Source organism: Pseudomonas sp. PDM31, assembly GCF_019218965.1.
In the GTDB taxonomy this organism is placed as follows: domain Bacteria; phylum Pseudomonadota; class Gammaproteobacteria; order Pseudomonadales; family Pseudomonadaceae; genus Aquipseudomonas.
On record NZ_JAHUWS010000002.1, the window covers coordinates 205,337 to 232,312 of the forward strand.

24 protein-coding genes are annotated in these 26,976 nt (G+C 59.5%); 14 read left to right on the top strand and 10 right to left on the bottom strand.

All coding sequences use genetic code 11. The annotated features are described in order from the left end of the window. Positions 1-151 precede the first annotated feature (151 nt). A complete protein-coding gene (hexR, locus tag KW839_RS04135) occupies positions 152-1,018 on the top strand; it encodes a transcriptional regulator HexR (protein WP_025131545.1) in 867 nt (288 codons plus the stop codon). 147 nt (positions 1,019-1,165) lie between these two features. Continuing rightward, positions 1,166-1,378 carry a PA3496 family putative envelope integrity protein gene (locus KW839_RS04140; RefSeq protein ID WP_218423510.1) on the top strand — a complete coding sequence of 71 codons (213 nt, stop codon included), beginning with the start codon at positions 1,166-1,168 and terminating at the stop codon, positions 1,376-1,378. Here KW839_RS04140 and KW839_RS04145 read toward each other — a convergent pair. After that, a complete protein-coding gene (locus KW839_RS04145) occupies positions 1,320-2,282 on the bottom strand; it encodes a LysR family transcriptional regulator (RefSeq protein WP_060540230.1) in 963 nt (320 codons plus the stop codon). The two genes, KW839_RS04140 and KW839_RS04145, sit on opposite strands and share 59 nt — an antisense overlap. Before the next feature lie 191 nt (positions 2,283-2,473). Between KW839_RS04145 and KW839_RS04150 the strand changes: the two genes are divergently transcribed. Both KW839_RS04150 and oadA read left to right on the top strand, forming a co-directional pair. Continuing rightward, positions 2,474-3,889, top strand: coding sequence for an acetyl-CoA carboxylase biotin carboxylase subunit (locus KW839_RS04150; protein ID WP_060540229.1), 1,416 nt, complete (start codon positions 2,474-2,476; stop codon positions 3,887-3,889). A gap of 11 nt (positions 3,890-3,900) precedes the next feature. After that, complete coding sequence (gene oadA / locus KW839_RS04155; RefSeq protein ID WP_060540228.1) at positions 3,901-5,709, top strand: sodium-extruding oxaloacetate decarboxylase subunit alpha; 1,809 nt, start codon at positions 3,901-3,903, stop codon at positions 5,707-5,709. 78 nt (positions 5,710-5,787) lie between these two features. On the opposite strand, the gene KW839_RS04160 is transcribed toward oadA, so the two are convergent. From KW839_RS04160 to KW839_RS04170, 3 genes are read right to left on the bottom strand one after another with little or no spacing between them, the layout of a single operon-like run. Further along, on the bottom strand, positions 5,788-6,459 hold the full coding sequence (locus KW839_RS04160; protein ID WP_060540227.1) for a GNAT family N-acetyltransferase: 672 nt from the start codon (positions 6,457-6,459) through the stop codon (positions 5,788-5,790). 17 nt (positions 6,460-6,476) lie between these two features. Beyond that, entirely contained in the window at positions 6,477-6,923 is a 447-nt protein-coding gene (locus KW839_RS04165) for a GNAT family N-acetyltransferase (protein WP_218423512.1), read from the bottom strand. 2 nt (positions 6,924-6,925) lie between these two features. Further along, complete coding sequence (locus KW839_RS04170) at positions 6,926-7,555, bottom strand: FMN-binding negative transcriptional regulator (RefSeq protein WP_060540225.1); 630 nt, start codon at positions 7,553-7,555, stop codon at positions 6,926-6,928. Between the two features lie 91 nt (positions 7,556-7,646). On the opposite strand from KW839_RS04170, the gene KW839_RS04175 reads away from it, so the two are divergent. Next, the gene (locus tag KW839_RS04175; protein ID WP_218423514.1) at positions 7,647-9,194 is read left to right on the top strand and encodes a PLP-dependent aminotransferase family protein; all 1,548 of its coding nucleotides are present in this window, start codon (positions 7,647-7,649) and stop codon (positions 9,192-9,194) included. Positions 9,195-9,264: 70 nt separating this feature from the next. On the opposite strand, the gene KW839_RS04180 is transcribed toward KW839_RS04175, so the two are convergent. From KW839_RS04180 to aspA, 3 genes are all read right to left on the bottom strand, one after another. After that, positions 9,265-10,269: an asparaginase gene (locus KW839_RS04180; RefSeq protein WP_218423516.1), complete on the bottom strand. Its 1,005-nt coding sequence runs from the start codon at positions 10,267-10,269 to the stop codon at positions 9,265-9,267. Positions 10,270-10,346: 77 nt separating this feature from the next. Then, positions 10,347-11,795 (bottom strand): sodium:alanine symporter family protein, encoded by a 1,449-nt coding sequence (locus tag KW839_RS04185; protein WP_060540222.1) that lies wholly within the window; start codon positions 11,793-11,795, stop codon positions 10,347-10,349. A gap of 357 nt (positions 11,796-12,152) precedes the next feature. Further along, on the bottom strand, positions 12,153-13,577 hold the full coding sequence (gene aspA, locus KW839_RS04190; RefSeq protein WP_060540221.1) for an aspartate ammonia-lyase: 1,425 nt from the start codon (positions 13,575-13,577) through the stop codon (positions 12,153-12,155). Positions 13,578-13,757: 180 nt separating this feature from the next. Between aspA and KW839_RS04195 the strand changes: the two genes are divergently transcribed. Then, positions 13,758-14,669, top strand: coding sequence for a LysR substrate-binding domain-containing protein (locus KW839_RS04195; protein ID WP_060540220.1), 912 nt, complete (start codon positions 13,758-13,760; stop codon positions 14,667-14,669). A gap of 55 nt (positions 14,670-14,724) precedes the next feature. Here KW839_RS04195 and KW839_RS04200 read toward each other — a convergent pair whose 3' ends face one another. After that, positions 14,725-15,315 carry a reprolysin-like metallopeptidase gene (locus tag KW839_RS04200; protein ID WP_218423517.1) on the bottom strand — a complete coding sequence of 197 codons (591 nt, stop codon included), beginning with the start codon at positions 15,313-15,315 and terminating at the stop codon, positions 14,725-14,727. Positions 15,316-15,773: 458 nt separating this feature from the next. On the opposite strand from KW839_RS04200, the gene purE reads away from it, so the two are divergent. The 4 genes from purE (at position 15,774) to KW839_RS04220 (ending at position 18,335) form a co-directional block, all read left to right on the top strand. Further along, a complete protein-coding gene (purE, locus tag KW839_RS04205; protein WP_008030713.1) occupies positions 15,774-16,265 on the top strand; it encodes a 5-(carboxyamino)imidazole ribonucleotide mutase in 492 nt (163 codons plus the stop codon). An 11-nt stretch (positions 16,266-16,276) separates the two neighbouring features. Further along, the gene (locus KW839_RS04210; RefSeq protein WP_060540218.1) at positions 16,277-17,359 is read left to right on the top strand and encodes a 5-(carboxyamino)imidazole ribonucleotide synthase; all 1,083 of its coding nucleotides are present in this window, start codon (positions 16,277-16,279) and stop codon (positions 17,357-17,359) included. A gap of 106 nt (positions 17,360-17,465) precedes the next feature. After that, complete coding sequence (locus KW839_RS04215) at positions 17,466-17,711, top strand: GlsB/YeaQ/YmgE family stress response membrane protein (RefSeq protein WP_060540217.1); 246 nt, start codon at positions 17,466-17,468, stop codon at positions 17,709-17,711. Positions 17,712-17,798: 87 nt separating this feature from the next. Then, positions 17,799-18,335 carry a DUF3299 domain-containing protein gene (locus tag KW839_RS04220; RefSeq protein ID WP_060540216.1) on the top strand — a complete coding sequence of 179 codons (537 nt, stop codon included), beginning with the start codon at positions 17,799-17,801 and terminating at the stop codon, positions 18,333-18,335. A gap of 116 nt (positions 18,336-18,451) precedes the next feature. Here the strand turns inward: KW839_RS04220 and KW839_RS04225 are convergent, their stop codons facing one another. Both KW839_RS04225 and KW839_RS04230 read right to left on the bottom strand, forming a co-directional pair. Beyond that, positions 18,452-19,351 carry a D-hexose-6-phosphate mutarotase gene (locus tag KW839_RS04225; RefSeq protein ID WP_060540215.1) on the bottom strand — a complete coding sequence of 300 codons (900 nt, stop codon included), beginning with the start codon at positions 19,349-19,351 and terminating at the stop codon, positions 18,452-18,454. A gap of 71 nt (positions 19,352-19,422) precedes the next feature. Then, on the bottom strand, positions 19,423-19,827 hold the full coding sequence (locus KW839_RS04230) for an acyl-CoA thioesterase (protein WP_007942704.1): 405 nt from the start codon (positions 19,825-19,827) through the stop codon (positions 19,423-19,425). Positions 19,828-20,189: 362 nt separating this feature from the next. On the opposite strand from KW839_RS04230, the gene KW839_RS04235 reads away from it, so the two are divergent. The 4 genes from KW839_RS04235 (at position 20,190) to pstA (ending at position 26,925) form a co-directional block, all read left to right on the top strand. Beyond that, positions 20,190-21,488 (top strand): MFS transporter, encoded by a 1,299-nt coding sequence (locus KW839_RS04235; RefSeq protein ID WP_218423519.1) that lies wholly within the window; start codon positions 20,190-20,192, stop codon positions 21,486-21,488. Between the two features lie 248 nt (positions 21,489-21,736). Continuing rightward, positions 21,737-22,738, top strand: coding sequence for a phosphate ABC transporter substrate-binding protein PstS (locus KW839_RS04240; protein WP_060540213.1), 1,002 nt, complete (start codon positions 21,737-21,739; stop codon positions 22,736-22,738). Positions 22,739-22,955: 217 nt separating this feature from the next. Beyond that, the gene (locus tag KW839_RS04245; protein ID WP_218423526.1) at positions 22,956-25,238 is read left to right on the top strand and encodes an ABC transporter permease subunit; all 2,283 of its coding nucleotides are present in this window, start codon (positions 22,956-22,958) and stop codon (positions 25,236-25,238) included. A 16-nt stretch (positions 25,239-25,254) separates the two neighbouring features. Beyond that, positions 25,255-26,925, top strand: a complete 1,671-nt coding sequence (pstA, locus tag KW839_RS04250) for a phosphate ABC transporter permease PstA (protein ID WP_218423527.1) — start codon at positions 25,255-25,257, stop codon at positions 26,923-26,925. Positions 26,926-26,976 lie beyond the last annotated feature (51 nt).

Genomic DNA, 26,976 nt, shown 5'->3' on the forward strand with positions numbered 1-26,976 from the left:
CGGATAATGCGTTTTTAGCGCTACATGAGACGCACGCACCTGTAATCGAGGGATCTGGTTACGCATTGAGCAGGCAAAAAGCCGATTCATGTAGTATAACTACAAGCATGCTACATCCCCGGCGCCTGCCCACCACAAAGAGTCCAGCCCTTTGAATCTGCTGCAACACATCGCCCAGTCTCGACACCTGTTACGCAAGTCGGAGCTCAAGGTCGCCGACCATGTGCTGCTCGATCCTGCGGCCGTGATGCACAGCTCCATGGCCGACCTGGCCCACAGCGTGGGTATCAGTGAGCCGACCATCGTGCGTTTCTGCCGTGCCATTGGTTGTTCCGGGTTCCAGGACTTGAAGCTGAAACTGGCCCAGAGCCTGGCAGCGGGTGCGAGCTTCGGGCAGTTCGCAATCCATGAAGACGATTCGGTCGCTGACTACAGCCTGAAAATCTTCGACACTACTTTGCATACGCTGATGGAGGTTCGCGAGAAGCTCGATCCGGTGGAATTGCAGAGGGCTGTGACGCTGATGTCCCAGGCCCAGCGTGTCGAGTTCTACGGTTTCGGCGCCTCGGGTGCCGTCGCGGCGGACGCCCAGCACAAGTTTTTCCGTCTGCTGCTGACTGCGGCGGCGTATTCCGACCCGCACATGCAGGCGATGTCGGCGGTGACGTTGAAGCCGAGCGATGTGGCAATCTGCATTTCCCAGTCCGGGCGTTCCAAGGACCTGTTGATCACGGCCAACCTGGTGCGTGAGAGCGGCGCCTCATTGATCACCCTGTGCCCAAGCCAGACACCATTGGCCGAACTGTCGACGGTTAACCTGGCAATCGATGTGCATGAAGACACTGAAATTTATACACCGCTGACTTCGCGTATCGCCCACCTGGTGGTGATCGACGTGTTGGCAATGGGTGTGGCCATGGCCCGTGGGCCGAGCCTGGTCAATCACCTCAAGAGCGTCAAGCGCAGCCTGCGCAGCTTGCGGTTGTCGCCCAAGTCGGTGAAGGCGCTGGACGACTGACCTGTGGCGAGGGGGCTCGGCGTTCCGACAAGCCCCCTCGCCACAGGGCGCCCAACAATTGTTCATCGCTTTGTAACCATCGAGCCGCCAAACCGTCATCCCCCGCGCCTATCTTGAAACTCCCGTACTCGTCTTGGGAGACTCGAAATGGCCCTGCCTTACGAAGAACGCAACAGCGCAGTCAAAACCCGCCGCCAGCAAGAAGATCAGCGCCGCATGGAGTTTCGCCGCGCTATCGAAGATCGCTGCGAACGCCGGCAGCTTCTGGCCGAAATCGGTGAATTTCCCGAAGGTCTGGAGCTCAATTTCTGGCAGGCAACCCCCGTGACTTCCCGTCGAAACGCTCAACCAGCGCGCTGATCTGAATACGTTCGCTACGGATGAACGCAAGGAATGCGTGAGCCACCGGTGACAGGCGTTTCGCCTTGGCCTGCACCAGGCACCAGCTGCGATACAACGGCAGCTCTTCAATCGGTAGTTCGATCAGCCCACCAGTTGCCAACTCAAGGTTCAGGGCGTGACGCGTCAACAGCGCAACGCCCAGACCCGCCAGTACACACTCGCGTTGAGCTTCGGCAGACGAGACTTCCTGGGTCTGATTGAAGTGCACGCGCTTTTCTTTGAAATACTCTTCGCAGGCCATGCGCGTCCCGGAGCCGTGTTCGCGTAACAGCAGCGTGTAAGGCTCCAGATCCTGCAGGCGCAAGGGCCCCGCATGGCACAACGGGTGATCCGGTGGCGCAACGGCGACAATCGGATTATTCAGAAACGGCAGGAATTCCAGCCCCATGTCCTGCGGCACCATGGACATGATCACCAGGTCATCGCGGTTGTCCGATAGGCGCCGGATCACCTGCCCGCGATTGACCACCGTCAGTTGCAGGTTAACTTCCGGATGCTGGCGTTTGAACGCGGCAAACAGGTGTGGCACGAAGTACTTGGCGCTCGATTCCACGGCCAGTTTCAACTGCCCCTGCAGCGAGCCCTGCATGTCCGATAGCTGCATATCGAGGTTTTCCAGGCGCCCGAAAATGTCACGACTGGCCCGCTGTAACGCTTCAGCCGCTTCGGTCATGTAGAGTTTTTTGCCCACGTAATCGAACAAAGGTTGCCCAACCAGTTCCTCAAGTTGACGAATCTGCAAGCTGACAGCGGGTTGTGTGAGTGACATTTCGTCGGCTGCCCGACTGTAGGAACGCAAATCGCAGACTTCGTTGAAAATCTGAAGTTGCCGTAAAGTCATACGCATCAATGACTTACGCATTATTCGAACACTCCCGACACTGGCTGATGGGTCAACTATAAGTCTTTACTTATGCATGACCCAATTTTTATTCATTTTGGTTAATCCCTCATGAGCGCTAGTGTGGCGCTGCGACTAAATTGAAACATTTGGTCACGCGTCGACCTGGGTCTAGCAGGTCGTGGGTACCACCGGCTCAAGGGAAACTCCAAGTGATAACAAAGATCCTGATCGCCAACCGTGGTGAGATTGCCGTACGAATCGTACGTGCCTGTGCCGAAATGGGCATTCGCTCGGTCGCGATCTATTCCGACGCCGACCGTCACGCCCTGCACGTTAAACGTGCGGATGAGGCCCACAGCATTGGTGCCGAGCCGTTGGCAGGCTACCTGAACCCGCGCAAGCTGGTGAACCTGGCTGTGGAAACCGGTTGCGACGCACTGCACCCCGGCTATGGCTTCCTTTCGGAAAACGCCGAACTGGCGGAGATCTGCGCCGAACGCGGGATCAAGTTCATTGGGCCGTCGGCCGAGGTCATTCGCCGCATGGGCGACAAGACTGAAGCCCGTCGCAGCATGATCAAGGCCGGTGTGCCGGTAACCCCAGGCACCGAAGGCAATGTCTCCGGCATTGAAGAAGCCCTGACCGAAGGCGATCGCATCGGTTACCCGGTGATGCTCAAGGCCACCTCCGGTGGTGGCGGTCGCGGCATTCGTCGCTGCAACAGTCGCGAAGAGCTGGAACAGGCTTTCCCTCGAGTGATTTCCGAGGCCACCAAGGCCTTCGGTTCGGCGGAAGTGTTCCTGGAAAAGTGCATCGTCAATCCCAAGCATATCGAAGCACAGATTCTCGGTGACAGCTTTGGCAACGTGGTGCACCTGTTCGAGCGTGACTGCTCGATCCAGCGCCGTAACCAGAAGCTGATCGAAATCGCCCCGAGCCCGCAGCTGACCCCGGAACAGCGCGCCTACATCGGCGACCTGTCGGTGCGTGCGGCCAAGGCCGTGGGCTACGAGAACGCCGGCACCGTGGAGTTCCTGCTCGCCGAAGGCGAAGTGTACTTCATGGAAATGAACACCCGGGTGCAGGTGGAACACACCATCACCGAAGAAATCACCGGTATCGACATTGTCCGTGAGCAGATTCGCATCGCCTCCGGCCTGCCACTCTCGGTGAAGCAGGAAGACATCCACCACCGTGGTTTTGCCCTGCAGTTCCGGATCAACGCCGAAGACCCGAAAAACAACTTCCTGCCGAGCTTCGGCAAGATCACTCGCTACTACGCCCCCGGCGGCCCTGGCGTGCGTACCGATACAGCGATCTACACCGGCTACACCATTCCGCCGTTCTACGATTCCATGTGCCTGAAGCTGGTGGTGTGGGCGTTGACCTGGGAAGAGGCGATGGACCGTGGCTTGCGTGCCCTGGACGACATGCGTCTGCAAGGGGTCAAGACCACCGCCGCGTACTACCAGGAAATCCTGCGTAACCCGGAATTCCGTAGTGGCCAGTTCAACACCAGCTTCGTAGAAAGCCACCCTGAACTGACCAACTACTCGATCAAGCGCAAACCCGAAGAGCTGGCCCTGGCCATCGCCGCCGCCATCGCCGCCCACGCAGGCCTGTGAGGAATATAACAATGAGCAAAAAAATCTACGTAACCGACACTATCCTGCGCGACGCCCACCAATCGCTGCTCGCCACCCGCATGCGCACCGAAGACATGCTGCCTATCTGCGACAAGCTCGACAAAGTCGGCTACTGGTCGCTGGAATGCTGGGGCGGCGCGACGTTCGACGCCTGCGTACGTTTCCTGAAAGAAGATCCGTGGGAGCGTCTGCGCCAACTGCGCGCAGCGCTGCCTAACACCCGTCTGCAAATGCTCCTGCGCGGCCAGAACCTGCTGGGCTATCGCCATTACAGCGACGACGTGGTCAAGGCCTTCGTCGCCAAGGCTGCCGTCAACGGCATCGACGTGTTCCGCATCTTCGATGCCATGAACGACGTGCGTAACCTGCGCGTAGCCATCGAAGCGGTGAAAGCCGCCGGCAAGCACGCCCAGGGCACCATTGCCTACACCACCAGCCCGGTGCACACCATCGACGCGTTCGTAGCCCAAGCCAAGCAAATGGAAGCCATGGGTTGCGACTCGGTGGCAATCAAGGACATGGCAGGCCTGCTGACCCCGTACGCCACCGGCGAACTGGTTCGGGCGTTGAAAGCCGAACAGTCGCTGCCAGTGTTCATTCACTCCCATGACACCGCCGGTCTGGCGACCATGTGCCAGCTCAAGGCCATCGAAAACGGCGCCGATCACATCGACACCGCGATCTCCAGCTTCGCCTCGGGTACCAGCCACCCTGGCACCGAGTCGATGGTTGCTGCGCTCAAGGGCACCGAGTTCGACACCGGCCTGAACCTGGAGCTGCTGCAAGAGATCGGCCTGTACTTCTACGCCGTGCGCAAGAAGTACCACCAGTTCGAAAGCGAGTTCACCGCAGTCGACACCCGCGTTCAAGTCAACCAGGTACCGGGTGGGATGATTTCCAACCTGGCCAACCAGTTGAAAGAGCAGGGTGCTCTCAATCGCATGAGCGAAGTGCTGGCAGAAATTCCACGGGTTCGTGAAGACCTCGGCTTCCCGCCGCTGGTAACCCCGACCTCGCAGATCGTCGGCACCCAGGCGTTCTTCAACGTGCTGGCTGGTGAGCGCTACAAGACCATCACCAACGAAGTGAAGCTTTACCTGCAGGGCGGCTACGGCAAGGCCCCGGCCCCGGTGAACGAGCAACTGCGCCGCCAGGCCATCGGCAGCGAAGAAGTGATCGACGTGCGTCCTGCTGACCTGCTCAAGCCGGAAATGGCCAAGCTGCGCGCCGACATCGGTGCCCTGGCCAAGTCTGAAGAAGACGTGTTGACCTACGCCATGTTCCCGGACATCGGTCGCAAGTTCCTCGAAGAGCGTGCTGCCGGCACCCTGACCCCTGAAGTGTTGCTGCCGATTCCGGAAGCAGGCGGCGTGGCCTCGGCCGGCGGCGAAGGCGTACCGACCGAGTTCGTCATCGACGTCCACGGCGAAACTTACCGCGTCGACATCACTGGTGTAGGCGTCAAGGCTGAAGGCAAGCGTCACTTCTACCTGTCCATCGATGGCATGCCGGAAGAAGTGGTGTTCGAGCCACTCAACGAATTCGTCGGCGGTGGCAGCAGCAAGCGCAAGCAAGCCACTGCACCGGGCCACGTCAGCACCACCATGCCGGGCAACATTGTCGATGTGCTGGTCAAGGAAGGCGACACCGTGAAAGCCGGCCAGGCCGTGCTGATCACCGAAGCGATGAAGATGGAAACCGAAGTTCAATCGGCCATCGCCGGCAAAGTCACCGCCATCCACGTGGCCAAGGGCGACCGGGTCAACCCGGGCGAGATCCTGATCGAGATCGAAGGCTGATTTAACAGCCTCGATACAAACGCTTTATACCTCGGGGGAGCATGTGCTCCCCTTTTTTTGTCCGCAATTTGAGAGGCCTTAGCCCCGGCACTCCACCAACCCTTTTACCTGCCCCGACGCCGTCTGGTTCTCATCACTCAACCAGTGCTCGAACCCCGCGCCGATTGCCGGCCATTCCGAGTCGAGAATCGAGTACCACGCCGTGTCGCGATTCTTGCCCTTGACCACCATGTGCTGGCGGAACACGCCTTCAAAACTGAAGCCCAGGCGCTCGGCCGCGTATTTGGAGCGGGCGTTGTCGTTGTTGCATTTCCATTCCAGGCGACGGTAACCCAGGGCAAAGGATTCTTTAGCCAGCAGGTAAACCGCCTCGGTACTCTTCGGCGAGCGCTGCATTGGCGCGCCAAAGGTGACGTGGCCGATTTCGATACGGCCCTGGGCCGGAACGATCGACATCAGGCTGAGAATGCCTTGGACTTCGCCCGTCGCTTTGTCGATCACGCTGAAGAAGTACGGATCACTGTTAGCGGCATGATTGTTCAGCCAATCGTGGAACGCACTGCGCTCGGGGAATGGGCCGTACGGCAAGTAATCCCATAGCTTCGGGTCGGCGCCAGGGCCTTGCAGGGCGTTGAACAAGCCGTCGCCGTGGCGCGCCGGGTCGAGTTTTTCCAGGCGGATGAAACGGCCTTCGATTAGCTGAGTCGCGGGGGCCGGGGCGCCTTTCCAGTCGGCGGGTGAAGTCGTCATGCTGTTCTCCTTGAACCTTAAATGGCTTTGCGAAACTGGATGAAACCGGGGCGCTCGGCGATGCGTTCATAGAGCTGGATCGCGGTAGCGTTGGTTTCGTGGGTCAGCCAATGCACCTTACAGCAACCGTCTGCCTTGGCCGTGGAGTAGACGAACTCAATCAGTTGCCGGCCGACGCCGGTGCCCCGTGTTTCAGGTGTCACCAGCAGGTCCTGCAGGTAGCAGGAGTCCTCGATGCTCCAGTTCGAACGATGGTAGATGAAATGCACCATGCCCACGGCTTTGCCGTCTGCCCAGGCGAGGGCTGCGTGGGTCGGTTCGTTAGGGGCGAGCATGCGCTGCCAGGTGCTTTGGGTGACGGCTTGCGGCAGATCGGTGTTGTAGAAGCGCAGGTACGCCTGCCACAACGGCAGCCAGGCGGCGTAATCGTCGGCGCTGACCTGGCGGATTTCGATCTGAGTCATGTTCATTCCTTGGGCATCAGGTGGGCTACTGCCTGGTCGCGGGCATCAGGGCTGGCACTGAGCCCTTCGCGCACGCCGGCGATGTCTGCACTATTGCGGTTCTGACCGAGTTTGCGTTTGCCTTCCAGGCGCTGGATCGGCAGGGCAAAACCGACGATGGCCTTGAGCATGCCATCGATGTAATCGGCGGGGGCGTCGGCGACTTTCCATGGGCGGGCCTGACCGGCCTCATGACGATCAGTCAGGCTGCTGACCAGATGGAGCAGGCGCTGGGCGTCGGTGAACACTTCGGCAGTGCCATATGCGTGTACAGCGACGTAGTTCCAGGTCGGCACTACTTTGCCGTGCTCGGCCTTGCTCGGATAGAACCCGGGGCTCACGTAAGCGTCCGCTCCGGCAAATATCACCAGCGCCTCGGCACCGTTCTGCAACTCCTTCCATTGCGGGTTAGCTTTGGCGAAGTGACCGTAGAGGGTGCCGTTCGGGCCTTGTTCGGTGTTCAGCAGTAACGGCAAGTGGCTGGCCTGCAGACCTTGCTCACCATGGGTGACCAGCATGGCAAGGCGGGTGCAGTGGATCTGCTGCTGCAGTTCCTGTAAGTCGTCGATGGCAAAAGCTCTGGGTAAGTACATGGAAAGTTTTCCTTGGAGAATGTCTGCATCCTAGGCAGGCTATTGGTCTGTTGTAAGAGCCATTAATGACCAATTTCATAGGTCCATTACCATGTCGGACGTGCCACTTTCGCTATCCTTCAACCCTGCGGGCATTGAACTTGATCGCCGTCAGGGACTGAGCCGCCAGCTTTATCAGGCGCTGCGCCTTCGCGTCCTCGACGGTCGATTGGCCAGCGGTACGCGTCTTCCCGCCAGTCGTGACCTGGCAGCGGCGTTAGCGATTTCGCGCAATAGCGTAGTGCGGGCCTACGACCAGCTGTATGCCGAAGGCTTCATTGAGGGGCGAGTCGGTGACGGTACTTATGTGGCGCAATTACCTCAGGCGGCACTGTCGGCAAAAAAATTATCCACAAAAGTATCCACAGGGTTTTCAACAGGCTTACCCACAGCCTTATCCACAAATTGGCCCGATTTACCTGTGGATCCATCCAGCAAGGTTATCCACAGTGATGCGTTGACTCGCGTCGAAAAGAACCATTTGGCCATGCCCCCAAGTGGTCCGCCCCGTGCATTTCGAGTCGGTGTTCCGGCTTTTGATCTATTCCCTTTTGAGGTCTGGGCCAAGCTGAACGCGGCTTTCTGGCGCAAACCGGATCTGCAGCAACTGTGTTACGGCGATCCGGCCGGCGATGCGCGGCTGCGTGGAATGATTGCCGCCTACTTGCGCAGTTCCCGTGGTATGCAATGCACCGCTGAGCAAATTGTGATCACCAGTGGCGCGCAGCAGGGGATTAGCCTTTGTGCACAGTTGTTGGTGGAGCCGGGCGCTGGGGTGGCGATTGAAAATCCCGGGTATCGGGCAGCCGCTCATGCCTTCGCCGTTGCCGGAGCGCGTTTGCATGGGGTGGCGGTGGACGGCGAGGGAATCGACTGTGGTGAGCTGGCGAGGCTCGGTGATTGCCGGCTGGCGTATGTTACGCCGTCACACCAGTACCCCACAGGCGTGGTCATGAGCCTCGCTCGGCGCCTGGAGCTGCTGGCCTGGGCCGAGCGTAGCCAGGGCTGGATAGTCGAGGATGATTACGATGGCGAGTACCGCTACAGCGGTGCGCCTCTGGCACCTCTGGCGGCGTTGGACCGGCAAGGACGGGTACTTTACGTGGGCACCTTCGGCAAAGTGGCGTTTCCGGCATTACGCCTGGGATATCTGGTGTTGCCTATGGGGCTGGTGGACGCGTTTTCCCGGCGCCGTGCCGTGGACGTACGTCACTCCGAGGTCAGCACCCAGGCGGTGATGGCCGAGTTCATGGCGGCCGGGCATTTCCAGCGGCACGTGCGGCGCATGCGCCGCGCGGCCCTGAGCCGACGCAACACCTTGCTGGCCGGTTGGCCGAAGGATATTCCCGGTGTGGGCAGCCTGCCGACTGTCGCGGCAGGGCTGCATATGACGGTGCCTGTCGAGTCCCGGGCCCGCGAGCAGGAGCTGATCGAGAAAGCTGCGAGTGTCGATGTCGAGATCAATGCCCTCAGCAGTTATTGGCTGCCGGATTCACAAACCCCGCTGGACCTGCGAGCAGGACTGGTCCTGGGGTTTGCGGCAGTGCCTGAAGCCGCGATCAGCGAAGCGCTTGGTCGTCTTCAAAACGTGTGGCGCTGACGATCAATCGCCAGGATTTTTTTATTGCCTGTGGGAGCGAGCTTGCTCGCGCCACAGGTTTTGTGTTCTGTCAGCTCAACTCGCCGCAAAGGTCGAGCTCAACGAGGCGGCGGACTTCTTGCGTTTCAAGCCCTGCACCCAGCAGCGCATGCAGCTTGCCGAACGCGGCCTCACGGGTCATCCCGCCGCCGGACAATACGCCAACGCCACGCAAACGGCTGCCAGCCTCGTACACGTCCAGCTTGACGCCGCCTTCATGGCACTGCGTTACCGCGACCACGACCACGCCGTTGTCCCGCGCACGGCCGAGGCTGGCGAGGAACTCAGGGTTGTCACTGGGTCCGGTGCCACTGCCATAGCACTCGAGAACCAGGCCTTGAATGCCGCTGTTGATCAAGCCATTCACAACTTCGGAACCGACACCGGGAAACAGTGGCAGCACGGCAACATTCGCCAACGGCCGTGGCTGGTTGTAACTCAGTGCGGCGGGAGTCGAAATCGCCTTCTCGCCACCACCCTGACGCGCCAGACGCTTGAACGGATTCCGGCCAAAACTGCGTACTTTCGCGCAGCGCGTCGGATCCAGCAGCTCCCCGTGGAAGTACAGGTGTACGCCCGGCGCCAGGCCCTGGCCCAAGGCAACCAGCGCGCCGCTGAGGTTTTCCCAGGCATCACTGTCAGTTGCGCCGGCAGGAAGCATTGAGCCGGTGAAGCACACGCGGGCCTGCATGCCCAACAACTGAAAACTCATGGCCGCGGCGCTATAGGCCAGGGTGTCGGTGCCGTGCAGGATCAGTACGCTGTCGCAACCTTGTACATCGACGGCGTCGACTACGGCTTCGCGCAGTTGCTGCCAGTAGGTCGGGGTCATGTTGGCGCTGTCGATCAGTGGCGACATCTCGCGAAAGCGCCACTGTGGCACCACCAATTGCGGTTGGCTGTGCAGGTAGTCTCGCATCCGCGCTTCGAAACCGGACGCCGGGGCCAGCCCGTGGGCGCTGGCCTGCATGCCGATGGTGCCACCGGTGTAGAGCACCATGACGTGCTGAGCGGCAGGGTAGGTCGACGAATTCATGGAGGTTCTCCGAGAACAATGACGTCCTGTGGGAGCGAGCAGGCTCGCTCCCACAAGGGATTGCGCACTTTAACCGATCAGCGTTGCGCTGCGGTCACGCCTTGTTGCTCGGCCTGAGCTTGAGCAGCGGCAGGCGGATTGGCCGGCCATGCCTGGCGATCGAGATCCAGATCGGGGAATTTGCTCGAATCGAACACCGGCGTCTTGATCCCGGCAGCGCGCTGGTCATCGTAGTCACGCAGGATGCGCATACCGACCTTGAACAGCAGGAACAGGGCGATCAGGTTGACGAACGCGAGCATGGTCATGGTGATGTCGGCAAAGGCGAACACGGTACCGAGGTTTTCGATGGCACCCCAGAAGATCAGCATCAGTACCAGCGCACGGTAACCCATCAATGCCTTGCGGTTTTCACCGATCATAAAGCGCAGGTTGCTCTCGCCCAGGTAGTAGTTGTAGAGGATCGAGGTGAACACGAACAATGCCAGCGCCACGGAAATGAACATCCGGCCCCAGTCACCGACCACGGCGGCCAGGGAGTTCTGGGTCAGCGCGATGCCGTCACCTTCGAAGCCTGGGGTGTAGAAGCCCGACAGCAGGATCAGCAGCGCGGTGCAGGTGCAGATCACGAAGGTGTCGAGGAACACGCTGAACGCCTGCACCACACCTTGGGCTACCGGATGCTCGACCGACGCGACGGCGGCCACGTTTGGCGCACTGCCGAGACCGGCTTCGTTGGCGAACACGCCGCGCTTCACGCCCATGACGATTGCAGTGCCGATCAGGCCGCCGAAGGCTTGGTCCAGACCGAACGCGCTTTTGACAATGGTCATCAGCATGCCCGGCACCTGGTCGAATTGCAGCACGATCACGTAGATGGTCACGCCGATATACGCCAGGGTTTTCACCGGCACCAGCAGGTCGGCGACCTTGGCGATGCGTTTGATCCCGCCGATGAACACCAGGCCCAGCAGTGCAGCCAGACCTATGCCGGTCCAGGTGGTGTCGAAGCCGAATGCATTGTTCAGCGAATGGGTCACGGCATGGGCTTGCAAGCCGTTGAAGGCGAAGCCGAAGGTCACAAGCAGGAGGAACGCCATGACCATGCCCAGCCAGCGTTTTTGCAGGCCGTGCTGGATGTAATAGGACGGGCCGCCACGGAACTGGCCTTCGGAATCACAGCGCTTGTAGAGCTGGCCGAGGGAGCATTCGAAGAAGCTGCTGGACATACCGACCAGCGCGGTTACCCACATCCAGAACACTGCACCGGGGCCGCCGAGGGTTACGGCGATGCCGACACCGGCGATGTTGCCTGCGCCAACCCGGCCGGCGAGGCTGAGCATCAAGGCCTGGAAGGAACTGAGTTGCCCGGCGCTGCTTTTGAGGCTGTCGCCGAAAACCGTGAACATGTGGAAGAAGTGACGCAGTTGAACGAAACGCGAGCGGATCGTGAAGTAGCTACCGAGCCCGACAATGAGCACGATCAGTACTTTCCCTGAGAGGAAGTCGTTGATGACTTCGAGCATGGAGTATTCCTCGCTGTTTTTTGTGTAGGCAATGTTGGCCGGACAGACACATCGAGTTACTTCCGCTTGCGCTCGGCGCAAACGGCGGGTCGATGTTCGTCCCGGCTTCATATCGCGGGTTTGTTATTAGTTCGGGTTTCGCATGTGACTGGTCTCGCTACCGCCGACCGCTCACGCGAAGAGGGGCGGCACTATACCGATGAGCGTACCGTTCGTCTGCCCTATTGTGGTGCGTCAGGTTTTGCTTGCAGAAAAAAATCAAAAAAAAGGGCCTGCAGAGCGATCTCCAGGCCCTCAAAAGGTGAGAGGTGTCTAGTCCCTCGACCTGGTGAGCGGTGCTACAAGTAACGTGTCAGGTTATGCCTTCAGGGGCACCAGACGCGGAGCAATCATGTTTTCCGGGCGCAGGATGTCGGCGAGCATGGCTTCGTCGAGCAGACCTTCTTCGCGCACCAGTTCCAGCACGCCGCGGCCGCTTTCAAGGGCGATACCGGCGATACGGGTGGCATTTTTGTAGCCGATGTATGGGTTCAGTGCGGTGACCAGGCCGATCGAGTGCTCGACCAGTTCGCGGCAGCGGGCTTCGTTGGCGGTGATGCCGACGATGCAGTGCTCGCGCAGCATGTCCATGGCGCGTTGCAGCAGGCGGATCGAGTCGAAGATCTTGAAAGCGATCAGCGGCTCCATCACGTTCAGTTGCAGCTGGCCGCCTTCGGCCGCCATGGTCAGCGCCAGGTCGTTACCGATGACCTGGAATGCAACCTGGTTCACAGCTTCCGGGATAACCGGGTTGACCTTGCCGGGCATGATCGAGCTGCCTGGCTGACGCGCTGGCAGGTTGATTTCGTTGATGCCGGTGCGTGGGCCGCTGGACAGCAGGCGCAAGTCGTTGCAGATCTTCGAAAGCTTGACCGCGGTGCGCTTGAGCATCCCGGAGAACAGCACGAAGGCGCCCATGTCGGAGGTGGCTTCGATCAGGTCGGCCGCTGGCACCAGCGGTTGACCGCTGATCAGCGCCAGACGCTGTACCGCCAGCGCCTGATAACGCGGGTCGGCGTTGATGCCGGTACCGATCGCGGTGCCGCCCAGGTTCACTTCAGTCAGCAGTTCCGGGGCCAGCGTCTTCAGACGGGCCAGGTCTTCGCCCATGGTGGTGGCGAAGGCACGGAATTCCTGACCGAGGGTCATCGGCACGGCATCTTGCAGTTGGGTACGGCCCATTTTCAGGACGTGATCGAATTCTTTACCCTTGGCCGCGAACGCCTGAATCAGGCTGTCGAGGCTGGCGAGCAGGGTGTCGTGACCCAACAGCAGACCCAGGCGGATGGCCGTCGGGTAGGCGTCGTTGGTCGACTGCGCCATGTTCACGTCATCGTTCGGGTGCAGGTACTGGTACTCGCCTTTCTGGTGACCCATGGTCTCCAGTGCGATGTTGGCGATCACTTCGTTGGCATTCATGTTGGTCGAAGTGCCAGCGCCGCCTTGAATCATGTCCACCACGAATTCTTCGTGGAAGTCGCCGCGGATCAGACGTGCACAGGCTTCGCTGATGGCAGCGTGCTTGGCTTCGCTCAGGTGACCCAGCTCACGGTTGGCGTCAGCGGCGGCCTGTTTAACCATGGCCAGACCGACAACCAGTTTCGGGTAGTGCGAGATCGGAACGCCCGAGAGGCGGAAGTTATTCACCGCTCGCAGGGTCTGGATACCGTAATACGCTTGCGCAGGTACTTCGAGTGCGCCAAGCAGGTCATTTTCTGTGCGGAATGATGCAGCGGAGGACATGATAGAAATCATCTCAATATGGACCCGGTCTGTGCCGGAACGCTGTGAATGCTAGGCTTGTGCAGAATTTTGGGCCAATGCTGTTAAACACTAGCCTATGCACATTCGGCATAATGTCCGTGTGACGCCGTGTTGACGGCGAACGTGTGACCTAAATTGGTGCGTACCCGGGAGGGCGTGATGAATCTGGAAAGCAAATGGCTGGAGGACTTTAGTGCCCTGGCCGCCACCCGCAGCTTCTCCCAGGCAGCCGAGCGGCGCTTCGTGACCCAGCCGGCGTTCAGTCGGCGAATTCGCAGCCTTGAAGCCGCACTGGGGCTGACGCTGGTCAACCGCTCGCGCACGCCGGTGGAGCTGACAGCGGCGGGTCAATTGTTTCTGGTTACCGCGCGCACCGTGGTCGAACAGTTGGGTGAAGTGCTGCGCCATCTCCATCATCTGGAGGGTGGGCAGGGCGAGGTGATGCAGGTCGCCGCCGCACACTCATTGGCGCTGGGTTTTTTCCCGCGCTGGATCGCCCAGTTGCGCAACGAAGGCTTGAACATCGCCACACGCCTGGTGGCGACTAACGTCGGTGACGCCGTGCATGCATTGCGCGAAGGCGGCTGCGATCTGATGCTGGCGTTCTACGACCCGGACGCGGCGCTGCAGATGGACCCGGAAATCTTCCCGTCGCTGCACCTTGGCCATACCGAGATGTTGCCAGTCTGCGCGGCGGACGCGCAGGGCCAGCCGCTGTTCGATCTGGAAGGCGAGGGCAGCGTGCCACTCCTGGCCTATAGCGCCGGGGCTTTTCTTGGTCGTTCGGTGAACATGCTGTTGCGTCAACGGGCGTTGCGTTTCACTACTGTCTACGAAACCGCCATGGCTGACAGCCTGAAAAGCATGGCCCTGGAAGGGTTGGGTATCGCCTGGGTGCCGCAATTGAGTGTGCGCGCCGAACTGGCGCGCGGTGAGTTGGTGGTCTGTGGCGGGCCGCAATGGCATGTGCCGCTGGAGATTCGCCTGTATCGCTGTGCGCTGGTGCGCAAGGCCAATGTCCGGTTGTTGTGGCGCAAGCTTGAAGGCGGTGCGGCAAGCGCCAGCGTTTAGGCCGGTATCGGCAGAAGCGTTTACTTTGCTCCTGTCGTTAATGGGAGCGATGACGTCAATCTTTCTTGGCCAGGTAGTTCTTGATGTTTTGTCGGTTGGCGGGGCTGAAGGCGTAGGCATTGGATCTGATAATGTCTCGCTCTGGGATCATATAGGTTTCGGCCCACCAGCCGTTGTACTGAACTTGCGAGTCCTCATGTTTGGCTCCCAGTAAGTGACCAATTTCATGGCCTACTGTCGAATAGGAGGCCAGTGATGCGATGGCAAATGTTCCGGCGTTGGTTGGGGCCCAAACAAGTGCGACTCCTGCTTCTCTAGCATTCAACATATCATTTGTAACCAAAATGACTTTGGTCAAAAGATCTGTATCAAAACCCTCTTTTCTCATTTCAACCAGATATTCATGACCCAGAGCTTCCCAGCGCCGCAGGGTCTTCGTTGTATCTTCGCCTTTGTAATCGAAGTTGCTGTAAGGCTTGCCGCCGCTGAAAACGACGTGGACTTTTCGCTCGGTGAAGCTTTCCAGCTCTCTTACGAGAGGTTGGAAGTAGTCGGCATAAATCGTTTTGCTCGTTGATTTCGGAACGTCATCATGAACGATGGCGAAAATGGTAATGGCGTTTTTTGTCTGCGGTATCGAAGTCATCCCTGAGTCCTTTCTGAATTACTTCTTGAGTAAGGCTAAAATAAATAGCTATTGGAATATCGGGGCTGAAAAACATTAATGGTCCTCAGCGATAGTCAAACTAACCAAGACGTATTGGTTTCGCGACTCCAGGTATATTTCTTGCTGTTGCATGACGTCGAAGCCCTATGCAGATTCAACTTTCAAAGAATTGATTGGTGTAGAGAATCGCGCATTCGAGTAATTGAATTGCCCTCTAGGGTTGGGCTATTTCGGCTGACCTGCGAGTCAATAAATTCACCGGCTTGCGGCAAATGACAGATGGTCGCACTGGGGGCTGTTTATCTGCTTCATTGAGGTATACTGCGCGGCCTTCGGCCGGTTACGACCGGCCATTTTTCGTACAATCAAGCCACGCATTCTGCGTGGCTTGTTGTTTTTGACGCGCCTGCGGGCGCCCAGAGAGAAGAGGCACGACGATGAGTGCACTGGTTGGCGTGATCATGGGCTCCAAGTCCGATTGGTCCACCCTTAGCCACACCGCCGATATGCTGGAAAAGCTCGGCATCCCTTACGAGGTGAAAGTGGTTTCTGCCCACCGCACCCCGGACCTGCTGTTCCAGTACGCCGAAGAGGCCGAAGCGCGAGGCATCGAGGTGATCATCGCTGGTGCCGGTGGCGCAGCCCACTTGCCTGGCATGTGTGCGGCCAAGACCCACTTGCCGGTACTGGGCGTACCGGTACAGTCGGCGATGCTCTCGGGCGTCGACTCGCTGCTCTCTATCGTACAGATGCCGGCGGGCATTCCGGTTGCCACCCTGGCCATCGGCAAGGCCGGTGCAATCAACGCAGCACTGTTGTCGGCGAGCATCCTGGGCGCCAAGCACCCGCAGTTCCATGAGGTGCTGAAAACCTTCCGTGCTGAGCAGACAGACAGCGTCCTGGACAATCCAGACCCACGCATCGCCTGAGGTTGTTGACGATGAAGATCGGTGTAATCGGTGGCGGCCAGTTGGGTCGCATGTTGGCGCTGGCGGGTACTCCGCTGGGTATGAAATTCGCTTTCCTGGACCCGGCGCCGGATGCTTGCGCAGCCGCGTTGGGCGAGCACCTGCGAGCCGATTACGGCGATCAGGACCATCTGCGCCAACTGGCCGATGAAGTCGATCTGGTAACGTTCGAGTTCGAAAGCGTTCCGGCAGAAACCGTGGCGTTCCTCTCGCAGTTCGTCCCGGTCTACCCGAGTGCCGAAGCCCTGCGCATCGCCCGGGATCGCTGGTTCGAGAAGAGCATGTTCAAGGACCTGGGGATTCCAACCCCGGCGTTTGCCGACATCCAGTCCCAGGCCGATCTGGACGCCGCGGTGGCATCCATTGGTCTGCCGGCTGTGCTGAAGACCCGGACCCTGGGTTACGACGGCAAGGGCCAGAAGGTTCTGCGCACCCCTGAAGACGTGATCGGCACCTTCGCCGAACTGGGCAGCGTGGCCTGTCTGCTGGAAGGCTTTGTACCGTTCACCGGCGAAGTTTCGCTGATCGCCGTACGTGCCCGCGACGGCGAAACCCGCTTCTATCCGCTGGTGCACAACACCCACGACAGCGGCATCCTCAAGCTGTCCGTGGCCAGCACCGACCACCCGCTGCAAGCCCTGGCCGAGGACTACTCCAGTCGCGTGCTCAAGCAGCTGGATTATGTCGGCGTGATGGCGTTCGAGTTCTTTGAAGTCGACGGTGGCCTCAAGGCCAACGAAATCGCCCCGCGAGTGCACAACTCCGGGCACTGGACCACCGAAGGCGCCGAGTGCAGCCAGTTCGAAAACCACCTGCGGGCGGTTGCCGGTCTGCCACTGGGTTCGACAGCAAAAGTCGGTGAAAGCGCGATGCTCAACTTCATCGGTAAAGTGCCGGACACGGAAAAAGTCCTGGCGATTGCCGACTGCCATTTGCATCACTACGACAAGGCCTTCAAGGCCGGTCGCAAGGTGGGTCACGCCAACCTGCGTTGTGCGGACCGAGAGACACTGGCAGCCCAGATCCTCAAGGTGGAAGCACTGATCGCCGAATAGTTTTTATGTGCAGCGGTGGAACCTTCCGGGTACACCGTTCTCTCATGGCAGGTTACGAAAGCCTGACTAGGCTTTTGAGTAGCGACTTCATTAAGAGGGGAATGCCATGGGAATTATCGGAACCATCTTTATCGGCTTGATTGTTGGCCTGCTGGCACGGTTCCTGAAACCAGGCGATGACAGCATGGGCTGGATCATGACCATTTTGCTCGGTATCGGCGGTTCGCTGGCGGCTACTTACGGCGGCCAGGCACTGGGTATTTATTCGGCTGGCCAGGGCGCAGGCTTCATCGGTGCGCTGGTGGGCGCCGTGGTGCTGCTGGTGGTGTACGGACTCATCAAAAAGAACTGATCCAGGCGACAAAGCCCTCTCCGGCAAGGCAGCCAGGAGGGCTAGAATGCTCGGCGTTTTCTGTTCTTCCACTTTCCGAGCCCCTTCATGCGCCGTCTTCTGATTACTCTTCTGTTTCTGGGTACGGGCCTTGCCCACGCCGGCGACCTGCCGGAAACCGATTGGCTCGAACTGATGCCCAAGTCGGACCAGAAAGCCCTCGAGGCCATGCCCGAAATCGACCACGACACCCCCGAGGCCAATGGCACCTTTACCGAAAAAGGTGGCATGAAACAGAGCAAGGGTTTACCGGCGGTGATGTACTCGAGCAAAACCGTGCCGTCGATGAACGACAAGAACATTCGTATCGGCGGTTATCCCGTGCCGCTGGAGTCCGATGCCAAGGGCAACAGCACGCTGTTTTTCCTCGTGCCGTACCCCGGTGCCTGCATTCACGTGCCGCCTCCGCCGCCCAATCAACTGGTACTGGTGCGCTACCCCAAAGGCCTGAAGCTGAACGATATCTACACGCCGCTATGGGTGACCGGAACGTTGAAGATCGAGAAGGTCAGCAATGACCTGGCTGATGCGGCGTATGCGCTGGATGCGGCGAAAGTGCGGGTTGTGAAAGAGTCGGATTTATAAGAGATCCACATGTGGAAGCGGGCTTGCTCGCGAAAGCAGGTTATCAGTCAACTGGATGTTGAATGTGATGGCCCTTTCGCGAGCAAGCCCGCTCCCACATTGATTTTTAGAGTTGCCTAGAGCGATTTGCTGCCGATACTGACGCCCAATGTATGACTGGCGCCCGGGGCCAGGTTCACCACGTCGCCCATCACATTCGCCGTTTCGATGCACAGCATGCGCTGCCAGCCATCGTCGGCCATGTCACTGAAAGCGGCGGCGCGATCGATCCATGGGTTCCAGATCACCGCTGTGCGCGAACCGCTGCTGGTGAGTTCGATGCGTCGCTCCCAGGCCGGGTCGACGATGCTGAGTTTTTCTGGAGCGTCGAGGTAGATTCGGTCGGTCTCGCCGCTGAAATTCAGGTCGCCGGTCTGCGTCACGGTTTTCCAGTCATCCAGGGTTTCGATGTAACTCAAGCCATCCACCCCTTCGACATGCACTTGGCGAACATCGCTGACCGCGAAATAACTGTGCAGCGCCTGGCTGATGCTGACGGTTTCAGCGCTCTGGTTGTGGCTGGTCAGGCTGATGTGCAATTGCTCATCGAGACGAATAGCCAGCTTCAGGCCCACCTGATGTGGCCAGCCCGGCAGTCCGCCTTCGGGGTAGGGCAGGAGAAACTCGATCTTCAGGCTGTCGCCTTCGGCTTCTATGCCACCCAATTCCCAGTCCATGGCCCGAACCAGCCCATGAGCCGTCGGCGCTTGATCACTGATACGCATGGCCTGGACGCTCTGCGGGTTGCGAGCAAAGTTGCCGAACCACGGCCAGCACACCGGTACACCGGCGCGGATGTTCTGGCCGGTCTTGAACACGGCCTCGTCGTTAAGCCAGATCAGTGGCGGTTGGCCGACCAGTTGATAACTGAGGATGTGCGCGCCTTGCTGGGCCACCAGTAATTCGGCCTGACCATGGCGGATTCGCCAGCAGTTCAGTTCATCCAGTTTTACGGCTTCAACGTTGGGCGTACTCATGGGACAGCTCTCAATCAGGAACAAGGACGGCTATGGACCGCAAAATGCTCGTCAGGTTTACGCTGTCCGGATTAACGAGCCCTGGGCGGAACCGAACGGGTACGACCACTGCCATCAATGGCAACGAACACAAAAACCGCTTCCGTCACTTTACGCCATTCGCTGGACAGCGGATCGTCGCTCCAGACTTCGACCATCATCTTGATCGAGCTGCGGCCGATTTCCAGTGCCTGGGTATAGAAGGAGAGCTGAGCACCTACCGCCACCGGAACCAGGAACGCCATGCGATCGATCGCCACGGTGGCCACGCGTCCGCCGGCGACCTTGCTGGCCATTGCGGTGCCTGCCAGATCCATTTGCGCTACCAGCCAGCCGCCGAAAATATCGCCGAAGCCGTTGGTTTCGCGGGGGAGCGCGGTGATTTGCAGGGCCAGGTCGCCTTGCGGGATTGGATCTTCTTGTTCGAGCTCTATCATTCCGGGGGTGCCTCTGACCCGTGACTCTTCGTTGGTACTGCTGGTGGTAGCCGTCTTCGGGAAAAACGATTCAGCACCGAACATACTACGTTCGTCACGTTTTTCGTAAGGCAACTAAAGGGAAACTCTGCGAAATCGCCTACAACCCGGCAGGCGCTTTCGCACAGCAACCCTTTCAATCTGTTGCAAGAACACGAGTATATCGGTCGGTAGACTCCGAGACGACCGTCCGGTTCTCATTTTGACTGTCAAAAACGCGCCTCTATGTGCTTTTTCGAACAATTTGCTATGGTGCCGGACCTGCCCAAGCCTCAGCCAGCGTTGTTGAGGTAGCAGATTCGACTATAAGAGAAGCCCTTGCCATGACCACAGCGCCCTCGAGCATCGCGCAGCCAGACCAACCCGCCCGTCCATTGACCCGCAGTGACTACAAGACTCTGTCGTTGTCCGCCCTGGGTGGTGCGCTGGAGTTTTACGATTTCATCATCTTCGTATTCTTCGCCACGGTAGTGGGCAAGCTGTTCTTCCCGGCCGACATGCCCGAATGGCTGCGCCTGATGCAGACCTTCGGCATATTCGCCGCCGGCTACCTGGCGCGGCCGCTGGGCGGGATCGTGATGGCACACTTCGGCGACCTGCTGGGCCGCAAGAAGATGTTCACCCTGAGCATTTTCATGATGGCTGTGCCGACCCTGATCATGGGCCTGCTGCCGACCTATGCGCAGATCGGTATGTGGGCGCCAATCCTGTTGCTGTTGATGCGAGTGATTCAGGGCGCGGCGATTGGTGGTGAAGTGCCGGGCGCCTGGGTCTTCGTTTCCGAGCACGTCCCGCAACGGCACATCGGTTATGCCTGCGGCACCCTCACCAGCGGTCTGACGGCGGGCATCCTCCTCGGTTCACTGGTCGCCACGGCAATCAACAGCATTTATACCCCTGTGGAAGTGGCGGATTACGCCTGGCGTATTCCGTTCCTGCTCGGGGGGGTGTTTGGGCTGTTCTCGGTGTACCTGCGCCGCTGGCTGCACGAAACACCGGTGTTCGCCGAGTTGCAACAACGCAAGGCGCTGGCTGAAGAAGTGCCGCTGCGCGCGGTGCTGCGTGACCATCGTGGTGCCATCGCGATTTCGATGCTGCTGACCTGGCTGCTGTCCGCCGCTATTGTGGTGCTCATCCTGATGACGCCAACCGTGTTGCAGACGGTCTACCACTTCTCGCCGACCACGGCTTTGCAATCCAACAGTGTGGCGATCGTGTTCCTGAGTATCGGCTGCGTCGTTGCGGGGGCGCTGGCGGATCGCTTCGGCGCCGGGCGGGTCTTTGTCTTTGGCTGCGCGGCGTTGCTGGCCAGTTCCTGGACCTTCTACCACAGCCTGGCCGATCACCCCGACTGGCTTTTCCCTATGTACGCCGTGACCGGTCTGCTGGTCGGCACCATCGGTGCGGTACCCTATGTGATGGTCAAGGCCTTTCCACCGGTCGTGCGCTTCAGCGGTCTGTCGTTCTCCTACAACGTGGCTTACGCCATCTTCGGTGGCCTGACACCGATGATTGTCAGCCTGTTGCTCAAGGAGAGTGCGATGGGGCCTGCTTATTATGTGGCGGTGCTGTGTGGGGTCGGGATCGTGGTGGGTGTCTGGTTGTGGAAGAAGGGGCGTTGATCCCGATTATGTATTGACTTCACTTTCGCCTTCGCGAGCGAGCCCGCTCCCACCTGCGACCGCAATTCTCCTGAGGAACTCGGTTAAATGTGGGAGCGGGCTTGCTCGCGAAGAACGATGACGCGGTATGCCTGCAAAACCCAAATACTGGCCTTTCATCCAATTGTCATATTTCAGCCATAGAGTGTTCACACGGCCTGCTGATACTTGGCCCCGACTTAACACACCCTATCTGCTAGGAGTAAGGCATGAAACTGAAGCGTTTGATGGCGGCAATGACTTTTGTCGCTGCTGGCGTTGCGACTGCCAACGCGGTTGCCGCTGTTGACCCTGCTATCCCGAGCTACACCAAGACCACTGGTGTGTCGGGCAACCTGTCCAGCGTTGGTTCCGATACCTTGGCCAACCTCATGACCCTCTGGGCTGAGAACTACAAAAAAGAATACCCGAACGTAAACATCCAGATTCAGGCCGCCGGTTCTTCGACCGCGCCACCTGCGCTGACTGAAGGCACCGCTAACCTGGGCCCGATGAGCCGCAAGATGAAGGACAACGAGCTGCAAGCCTTCGAAACCAAATATGGCTACAAGCCAACCGCTATCCCGGTTGCCGTGGATGCTCTGGCAGTATTCGTACACAAGGACAACCCGATCAAGGGTCTGACCATGGAGCAAGTCGACGCGATCTTCTCGTCCACTCGCCTGTGCGGTGCTAAAACCGACGTGAAAACCTGGGGCGACCTGGGTGTGACCGGCGACCTGGCGAACAAGCCGGTTCAGTTGTTCGGTCGTAACTCGGTATCGGGCACCTACGGCTACTTCAAAGAAGAAGCCTTGTGCAAAGGCGACTTCAAGCCAAACGTCAACGAACAACCTGGTTCGGCTTCGGTCGTGCAGTCGATCAGCTCCTCGCTGAACGGCGTTGGTTACTCGGGTATCGGCTACAAGACCGCAAGCGTGAAAACGGTAGCTCTGGCCAAGAAAGGCAGCACCGATTTCGTCGAAGACACCGAAGAAAACGCCCTGAACGGCAAGTACCCGCTGTCGCGCTTCCTCTACGTTTACGTCAACAAAGCCCCGAACAAGCCTCTGGCCCCGCTGGAAGCCGAGTTCGTGAAACTGATTCTGTCCAAACAGGGTCAGGAAGTTGTTGTGAAAGACGGCTACATCCCGTTGCCAGCCAAGGTTGCTGCAAAAGCACTGGCTGACCTGGGTCTGCAGGAAGGCGGCGCTGAAGTCGCAAAAAAGTAACAAATTGAGTCCGGATTTACTCCGGGCTCTGTAGGAGCCGGCTTGCTGGCGATGGTCATCCATCCGCAGAAAACGCGTCGGATGTACCATTTTTCGCCAGCAAGCCGGCTCCTACACCCCCCAAATTCTCTATCCACTGCCAGTCCCTGCTGGCAGCGGATTTGTTGCGTCACTGCATTGTCATCTTTCTGTCATACAGGATCGCTAGGGTGTGCGCATGAATGATCTGGCCAATTCCAACATGACTACAAATCCCCCCAAGCGAATTGATTTCAATACGCCTGAGCTGCAACGCAAGCGCCGCATCCGTGCGCTCAAAGATCGCCTGACCCGCTGGTACGTCCTCGTTGGCGGCCTCGCCGTGCTCGGCGCGATCACCCTGATTTTCTTCTTCCTTGCCTACGTCGTCGCGCCCCTGTTCCAGGGTGCCGAACTGACCGCCAAGGACGCCATCACGCCTGCCTGGATGCAAGACGCCGGCAAGCCGCTGATGATCTCCCTGGAAGAGCAGAACCAGGTGGCCATGCGGGTTTCGGACAAGGGCCAGGCACTGTTCTTCGATATCGACAGTGGCGCCGAACTCAAACGCGTCGATCTGGCTGTCCCGGCCGGCGCCACCGTGACCTCCATCGGTGAAGATCAGCCAGGTCACCCACTGGTGGCAGTGGGCCTGTCCAACGGTCAGGCACTGGTGTTCCGTCACACCTACAAAGTCAGCTACCCGGATGGAAAGAAGACCATTTCGCCGGCGATCGAGTACCCGTACGGCGAAGCGCCGATCGCGCTTAATGAATCCGGCGGTGCCCTGGAGCACGTAAGCCTCAATGCCAACGACTCGACCCTGATGCTGGTCGGCGCCACCGGTTCGCAACTCAATGTTTTGTCGCTGACCAGCGAAGAAAACATGATGACCGGCGAGATCACCAACGAGCAGAAGCGTATCGATCTGCCGCAAATGAGCGAGCCGGTGAAGAACATCTTCGTCGACCCGCGTCAGCAGTGGTTGTATGTGATCAACGGGCGTGCCCAGGCCGACGTGTTCAGCCTGCGCGACAAAAGCCTCAACGGTCGCTACAAACTGCTTGAAGATGGCGAAGCGCAAATCACCGCCAGTACGCAACTGGTGGGTGGTATCTCGCTGATCCTCGGCGACTCCAAGGGTGGCCTGGCCCAGTGGTTCATGGCCCGCGACCCGGATGGCGAACAGCGCCTCAAGCAGATCCGTACCTTCCAGATGGGCACCACGCCGATCGTTGAAATCACCGCCGAAGAGCGCCGCAAGGGCTTCCTTGCCCTCGACGCCTCCGGCAAGCTCGGCGTGTTCCACAGCACCGCCCACCGCACCCTGCTGGTGGATCAGGTAACCGAAGCCCAAGGCGTTTTCGGTCTGTCGCCGCGGGCCAACCGCGTTATCGTCGAAGCCGGCGGCAAGCTGCAGCCGCTGCTGCTCGACAACCCGCACCCGGAAGTGTCGTGGAGCGCGTTGTGGAGCAAGGTCTGGTACGAGAACTACGACGAGCCTAAATATGTCTGGCAATCGACTGCGGCCAACACCGATTTCGAACCGAAACTGAGCCTCTCGCCACTGACCTTCGGCACCCTGAAAGCGGCTTTCTACGCCATGTTGCTGGCCGCGCCGCTGGCCGTTGCCGCAGCGATCTACACCGCGTACTTCATGGCCCCGGGCATGCGCCGCAAGGTCAAGCCGGTCATCGAGCTGATGGAAGCGATGCCGACGGTGATCCTCGGCTTCTTCGCCGGTCTGTTCCTCGCGCCATACGTGGAAGGGCATTTGCCGGGTATCTTCAGCCTGTTGATGTTGCTGCCGATCGGCATTCTGGTCGCCGGTTTCACCTTCAGCCGTCTGCCTGAGTCGATCCGCCTGAGAGTTCCGGATGGCTGGGAAAGTGCGCTGCTGATTCCGGTGATCCTGTTCGTGGGCTGGCTCTCGCTGTACATGAGCCCGTTCATGGAAAACTGGTTCTTTGGCGGCGACATGCGCATGTGGATTTCCCACGACCTGGGGATTACCTACGACCAGCGCAACGCTCTGGTAGTCGGCCTGGCCATGGGTTTCGCGGTCATCCCGAACATCTACTCCATCGCTGAAGACGCCGTGTTCAGCGTGCCTCGCGGCCTGACCCTGGGCTCTCTGGCCCTGGGTGCGACGCCGTGGCAGACCATGACCCGCGTGGTGATTCTCACCGCCAGCCCTGGCATCTTCTCGGCGTTGATGATCGGCATGGGTCGTGCGGTCGGTGAAACCATGATCGTGCTGATGGCCACCGGTAACACCCCGGTCATGGAAATGAACCTGTTCGAAGGCCTGCGCACCCTGGCTGCCAACGTTGCGGTGGAAATGCCCGAGTCGGAAGTCGGCGGCAGCCACTACCGCGTGCTGTTCCTCTCGGCGCTGGTGCTGCTGTTGTTCACCTTCGTCATGAACACCCTGGCAGAACTGATTCGTCAGCGTCTGCGCAAGAAATACTCGTCGCTTTAAGCAAAGGTAGAAGTCTGTGAAACAGAACTCCCTGAAAGGATGGTTCAAGAGCGGCGCCCCGGGCGTCTGGATCAGCGGTGGCGCGGTGTCCATCGCGGTCATCATGACCATTGGCCTGCTGGCAGTGATTGCCGTGCGCGGCCTGGGTCACTTCTGGCCGGCGGATCTGATCCACGCCAGCTACAACGTGCCGGGCCAGGCCAATCACCTGGTCGTTGGCGAGGTGGTGCAGAAAGAAGAAGTACCGCGCGCGCGTTTGAAAAGCGCTGGCCTGCCGGTGCCTGACGAAGGCCCGGAGTTCATGACCCGCGAGCTGATCAAGGTCGGCAACCGTGACCTCAACGGCAACGACTTCAGCTGGATCGTCGGCGAGTGGCTGACTAACCAGACGACCCCGCCGGAGCTGATGGCGATCGAGCGTCGCGAGTGGGGCAATTTCTACGGCTACCTGGTCAACGTCAAACAGGACGGGAAGGTCATCGCCGAGGGCGAAGCGGCATGGCCTGAGCTGCAAGCGCGGATCAACCGTGTGAACGGCCTCGCAGCGCAACTGAAGTCGCTGGAAAAAACCGACATCGGTGCAATCAACGCCGGGCTGGAGCGCATCCGTCTGCACGGTCGCAAACTGGAACTGGAAGGCAAGCTCGACCCGGCTGCACAAGCAGATATGGAATCCGAGCGCGCCGAACTGAATGCGCGTTATCAGGACATCGAAGCACGTCTGGCCGATCTGCATGCGCAGTTCAACCGCGATGCCTTGACGGCTCGCGATGCCAACGGCAAAGAGATCGAAATCGGTCTGGGCAAAGTGGTTCACGCCTACCAGCCGAACGCGATGAGTACGTTCACCAAGGTCGGTTTCTACTTCAGCAAGATCTGGGAATTCCTGTCGGACGACCCGCGTGAAGCTAACACCGAAGGCGGGATCTTCCCGGCGATTTTCGGCACCGTGATGATGACGCTGATCATGGCGATGATCGTGACGCCGTTCGGCGTGCTGGCGGCGGTGTACCTGCGTGAATACGCCAAGCAGAACACCCTGACCCGGATCATCCGGATTGCCGTGAACAACCTGGCTGGCGTTCCGGCGATCGTTTACGGCGTGTTCGGCCTGGGCTTCTTTGTTTACGTATTGGGTGGTTCGGTCGACCGCTTGTTCTTCCCGGAAGCGCTGCCGGCGCCGACCTTCGGTACGCCGGGTCTGCTCTGGGCTTCGCTGACCCTGGCGCTGCTGGCGGTGCCGGTGGTGATCGTGGCCACTGAAGAAGGCCTGGCGCGAATCCCGCGCACCGTGCGCGAAGGCTCGTTGGCCCTCGGTGCGACCAAGGCTGAAACCTTGTGGAAGATCGTTATCCCGATGGCCAGCCCGGCAATGATGACCGGCATGATCCTCGCCGTGGCCCGTGCCGCCGGTGAAGTGGCGCCGCTGATGCTGGTGGGTGTGGTGAAACTGGCGCCGTCGCTGCCGGTGGACGGCAACTACCCGTACCTGCACCTGGATCAGAAAATCATGCACCTGGGCTTCCACATCTATGACGTCGGCTTCCAGAGCCCGAACGTCGAAGCGGCACGACCGCTGGTGTACGCCACGGCGTTGCTGCTGGTGTTGGTGATCGCGACATTGAACCTGTCGGCGGTGTACATCCGTAACCACCTGCGCGAGAAGTACAAGGCGCTGGATAGCTGACAACCCTGTAGGAGCCGGCTTGCTGGCGATGCTGGCAACTCGGTCTGCCAG